3 protein-coding genes are annotated in these 4349 nt (G+C 57.0%); all 3 read right to left on the bottom strand.

Features of this window, described 5'->3' with window-relative positions; translation table 11 throughout:
* Positions 1 to 46: 46 nt before the first annotated feature.
* Positions 47 to 2068, bottom strand: coding sequence for a putative 2-aminoethylphosphonate ABC transporter permease subunit (locus tag ACR0J7_RS20330; protein WP_480484610.1), 2022 nt, complete (start codon positions 2066 to 2068; stop codon positions 47 to 49).
* Complete coding sequence (locus ACR0J7_RS20325; protein WP_267365559.1) at positions 2065 to 3180, bottom strand: putative 2-aminoethylphosphonate ABC transporter ATP-binding protein; 1116 nt, start codon at positions 3178 to 3180, stop codon at positions 2065 to 2067. Before ACR0J7_RS20325 ends, ACR0J7_RS20330 begins: the two co-directional genes overlap by 4 nt.
* Before the next feature lie 132 nt (positions 3181 to 3312).
* On the bottom strand, positions 3313 to 4332 hold the full coding sequence (locus ACR0J7_RS20320; protein WP_480589193.1) for a putative 2-aminoethylphosphonate ABC transporter substrate-binding protein: 1020 nt from the start codon (positions 4330 to 4332) through the stop codon (positions 3313 to 3315).
* Positions 4333 to 4349 lie beyond the last annotated feature (17 nt).

The following is a 4349-nucleotide window of genomic DNA, read 5'->3' as shown; positions in this document are numbered from 1 at the left end:
CCCCGCAGATATGTGATCTGCGGGGGTATTGAGTTTTTTGTGTGGATTACCTGCTGCGCCAGGCCTGTGTGCGGGCCAGGATGCCTTTTGATGCCATCAGATGAAAGATCCGGGCGGCTGCGTTGGTGTAGAAGATCATCATGCCCATTGCGGCTGCGGGTGCGATATCCCCGGCATCATCCATGTTCAGCACCGCGATGGACGCGAGTGTGGTTTTGGGTGAGTAGAGGAACACAACCGCCGACACGGTCGTCATCGCGTTGACGAACAGATAGATCGAGATGTCCAGCACCGCAGGCAGGCAGACCGGCACCGTCACGCGGGCAAACAGCTTCATTGTCGGCTGTTTGAGAGAGGCCGACACCGACTCGAACTCTTTATCCATCTGCTTGAGAGCGGTGACCGCCGTCAGGTGCGATACGGTATAGAAATGCGTCACCGTGCAAACCACCAGGATCGCCATGGTGCCGTAGATCGCATTGAACGGATTGGACGGGTTGTTGAAGAAGAAGATATACGACAGTCCCAGAACCATGCCCGGAATGGCCATCGGCAGCATGGCGAACATCTGAAAGATCGACCGTCCGGTTTTGAAGCCGTTCGATTTTTCCACCAGATACGCCCCGAAGAAGACAACCGTCGTGCCGATCACCGCCGTCAGGAAAGCCAGTTTGATCGAGTTGAAATACGATCCCCAGCCGCCGCCATCCATCTTGTCGAACTGGTAATTCTTGAGGCTCAGGCTCAGATCGTAGGGCCAGAACTTGATCAACGCCGCAAACTGACACACGGCCAGAAGACCAACAATGAACAGGCCGATCAAACTGCAGTAGATCAGGAATATGCGATCAGTCTTTGGGTTTGGTGTTGCCTGATATGGAACCGAGCGCGCAGACAGCAGCGCCACCTGCTTGGACTGAACCATCCGGTCGATGGCAAAAGCCAGAATTGCGGGGATGACCAGAACCACCGAGACCACGGCGCCCATCTCAAAGTTCTGCTGGCCGATCACCTGTTTGTAGATATCCACGGCAAGCACGTTGAACTGGCCGCCGATCACCTTTGGCAGGCCAAAATCGGTGATCACCAGATTGAACACGACAAAGGCTGCGGAAATCAGGCCATAGCGCGCGCCGGGTATGGTAACGGTCCAGAATGTCCGCCAGGGGGTTGAGCGCAAGCTGACAGCGGCCTCGTACAACCGCGCATCCGATATCGCGAGCGCGGTCGATATGATCAGGAACGCGTGTGGAAAGGTAAAGAAGACCGATCCGATCACGATGCCTATGGGGCCGTAGATACTGGCTCCGAACAGCAACTCCTTGATCATCCCCTGATTGCCGAACAGGTAGACCAGCGCGATGCCCGGCAGCAGCGAGGGAACCAGAATCGGCGCCATCGCGATCAGGCGAAAGACCCCCTTGAACCGCATGCAGCTTCGGTTCAGCGCATAGGCAAACCAGAACGCCAGCGTCACCGTAACGATTGTGCTGACAACCGAAATCCAAAGGGAATTCTTGATCGAGTTGAACAGGGCCGGGGTTGAGAAGTAGTTGATGAAGTTGCCCAGACCCCGCGCTTGAACCGGCCGCATCTGCACCCGGCGGAACGTGTTGGAATCAAGCTCGACCCAATCGGTGCCTTCGTTCAAAGTCGACCCGACCAGAAAGCGCCCGGCCTCCGTCGTGTTCCGCATCTGGTACATGACCGGGCTGCGAAAGCTGAAATCCGGAAAAAACCCGGTCACCGGCAAACGCCCGTCCGAGCCGGTTGTCAGATCGGTGTCGGAATACACCCCCAATTGCCTGTTCAGTTCGTCAGCCGTCAGGATCGTTCCGTCAAACACACCCGCTTCATCACTGACCTGAAACTCATACTGGGACAGCTCGACCCGGTAGGTCGAGAAGGACTTGGAAAGCATCGTGTAAAGCGGCAGCGCCAGTGTCACGATCAGATAGAGCGCGATCACCATCATGCTTCCGCGCATCAGGATGTCATCGCGGCTGAGCCTGGGCCTGATATCCGGCCCGACAGGCAATGTGTCGTGATTGGTCGACATCGTGCTCATGCCGCAGCCTCCGGAAGGTCAAACGCCATCAGGCGGTTCTCGGGAAGCTCGATCACCATGCTGCACCCCTCTTCCAGCTCAAGACGACGCACGGCGTTGATCGAAAAATCCGCGATCAGTTCAGAAGATCCGAACCGCTCGTTGTTCAGGCGGCAACGCCAGAACGAGCCCAGAAACTCCATTTCATCAAGCGTGACCTCGATGCAGTTCCGATTGCCGCCCGTGTCAAGATAACCAGCTTCATGAGGGATGATGTCTTCGGGACGAATGGCTGCGATGACCGGGGTGCCATCATTGAACGTGTGGCTGAGGCAGGCAAAGGTCTTTTCCCCGACGCTCAACCGCCCGCCTTTGGTGACCTGAGATCGGATCTGGTTCATTTCACCGATAAAGTCGGCCACGAACAGGTTGGCCGGTTCGCGGTAGATCTCCGTGGGCGATCCAACTTGTTCAATCACCCCGTGGTTCATCACCACGATGCGGTCGGCCATGGCCAGCGCTTCTTCCTGATCGTGCGTCACCATCACGGTGGTCACACCCAGCTTGCGCTGCAATTCCTTGATCTCATGCCGCAGGTGAACGCGCACCTTGGCGTCCAGCGCCGACAGGGGTTCGTCCAGCAGCAGCAAACCGGGATTGGTTGCAATGGCGCGGGCCAGCGCAATCCTCTGCTGCTGGCCACCGGACAATTGTGCCGGGTATTTCCTGCCCTGATCCGGCAGACCAACAAGGTTCAACAGCTCGCTCACCCGAACCGCGATATCCGACTTGCTGCGGCCCGTGTTTTCAAGGCCAAATGCGATGTTCTTTTCGATCGTCAGGTTCGGGAACAGCGCATAGGACTGAAACACAATCCCGAAATCGCGCTCGGACGGGGGCAGGTTGGAGACGTCCTTGCCATCCTGCATAACCGTACCCTTGGTCTGCAGATCCAGCCCGGCAATCGCCCGCAACAAGGTGGTCTTGCCGCAGCCGGACGGGCCAAGGAAACAAATGAATTCACCTTCTTTGATTTCAAGAGAGATGTCCTTGAGTGCCAGAAAGCTGCCGAACGCTTTCCACAAATTCTGGATGCTGAGATACAGTTCACCGGGTGGTGTTTTCTGAAGCACGGGAGAGGTCCTCACATCTGCACCTCGGGCACGACCGATCCTGGCCGGTGCGCGCCGGGTGAGTTGGTTGTGTTGGTGGGAACAAGAGAGTGGCGGGCAGGAGCGGCACAAAAGCCCCTCCTGCCAATGGAATTATTTCGCTTCAGACTTTCCGTCATAGCGAGACTGCCATTCCTTCAGGATTGCCGCGCGATTGTTGGCGGCATACTCGAAATCATTGTTGATCATCGCATCCAGAAGACCTTCTGGGAAGTGTTCAACCGGTTTTGCAACGCCGGGATACGCCACGACCGCATAGCCGGTATTGTACATCTCGTTGGCCTCTTTGGTGACGGTGAAGTCCACCAGCTTCTGCGCGGCTTCCAGATTTGCGGTACCGGCCACAATCGCGGTTGCTTCCATGTCCCAGCCGACGCCTTCCGAAGGCACAATGATTTCCAGCGGTGCGCCATCAGCTTTGGACTTCGCCCCACGGAACGCAAAAGAGATACCAATCGGGATCTCGCCCGCCGCCGCCAGTTTGCAAGGCTTCGAGCCGGAATGGGTGTAGCGCGCAATATTCTCGTGCAGCGCATCCATGTATTCCCAGCCACCTTCTTCGCCAAACATTTGAAGCCAGCTGGACACATCAAGGAACCCCGTGCCAGAGGAATTCGGGTTCGGCATGATCACCTGATCCTTGTACATCGGATCAGTCAGGTCCTTCCACGAAGTGGGCGGCTTCAGCCCGGCCTTTTCCGCCTCAACCGTGTTGTAGCAAACCGAGGCAACCCAGGCGTCCATGCCAACCCAGGCAGGCGGGTTGTCACCATCGACGAATTTCGCATCCAGCTTGTCTACGCCAGCCGGGGCATAAGGCTCCAGCATCCCTTCGGATTTCAACAGCAGCAGAGAGGTCGCCGCCAACCCCCAAACCACATCCGCCTGTGGGTTGTCACGCTCAGCCAGCAACTTCGCGGTGATGATCCCCGTCGAATCCCGAACCCAGTTGATCTTGATATCAGGGTTACTCTGGTTGAACGTCTCCGCATACCTCGCCAGATCCTCCGCCTCAACAGCGGTGTAAACTGTCAGTTCCGTCTCCGATGCCGCAACCGTCGCAGTCAGTAAACCGACCGCCAATGCCGAATAAAATGATGTCGTCCGTTTCATGGTTTTCCTCTGTTGGT

The sequence above is a fragment of the Ruegeria sp. O4 genome (assembly GCF_056535125.1).
Note: the sequence above shows the minus strand (reverse complement) of the source record. Positions and strands in the feature narration are given on the sequence as shown.